General features: G+C 78.0%; 1 protein-coding gene. It reads right to left on the bottom strand.

Translation table 11 applies throughout. The features are described 5' to 3' along the window. Window positions 1-978: protein kinase family protein (locus AC13HU_RS37670; RefSeq protein ID WP_483046507.1), on the bottom strand; the 978-nt coding region annotated here is incomplete at both ends.

The raw sequence follows: 978 nt of genomic DNA, 5'->3' as shown, positions 1-978 counted from the left end.
GCGAGGGCCGCAGCGCGGGGTCCTTGATGAGGCAGCGGGTGACGATCTCCCGTAGCTGGCCCGGGAGTTCGTTCAGATCGGGCTCGGCGTGCTGGACCCGGGAGCCGTCACCGAAGGGTGCGGCGCCTATCGAGGCGTACGCGGCTATCTGCCCGAGCGCGAACACGTCCGTGGCGGGCCGGGCCGGTTTGCCCGCGGCCTGCTCGGGCGAGCGGAAGGCGGTCGCCTCGCCGACCTCGGTTGGGCCAGCCGCGCGGGTGGCGTCACGTACGGCGTCAGACGCTGCCTCGCGTGCGGCCCCCTGCGCGGCCCCGTGCGCGGCCTCGCCCAAGTCCCCTGCGCCGCCGGCGTTTCCGCTCCCGCCGGCGCCGGCCTCGCCCGTACCGGCATCGTCGGAGCCCGCGTCGGCGCCGCCGGCCCGCTCCGCGACCCACGCCAGCCCGTGCCCCTTCACCCGGGGGCCGTCGCCGGCGAGCAGCACATGCGCGGGCCGCAACCCGCCGTGCACCACGCCCGCGTGGTGCATCGCCTGGAGCGCCTCGGCGAGCGCGGCGACCAGCCGCAGCACGACCCCGGTGGGCAGCGGTCCGCCGCCCTCGACGGCGGTGCGCAGCGAGAGCGAGGGGACGTAGCCGCAGGCGATCCAGTACCGCTCGCCCTCCCGCCCGCTGCCGAGCACCGGCACCGCACGGGGGCCCGGCACCCGGGCCGCGGCCTGCGCGTCGTGGTGGAAGCGGGCGGCGAAGCCGTCGGCGGCGGTGAGTTCGGGCCGGACCACGGTGAGCGCGACCGGTTGCCCGCCGGGCTCGTACGCGAGGTAGGTGACGCCGGCGGCGCCCGGTCCGTCCGCGCCGAGGCGCGCGCCGATCCGGTGCCCCGAGACCGTCGCCGGATCGTCGCCGGACAGCGGTGCGAAGACCGGGCCGCGGAAGTCCGGCCCGAGGTCCTGACCGAAGTCCGGACCGGTGTGCGCTGGCC

This window comes from Streptomyces sp. NH27, from assembly GCF_056859195.1.
Note: the sequence above shows the minus strand (reverse complement) of the source record. Positions and strands in the feature narration are given on the sequence as shown.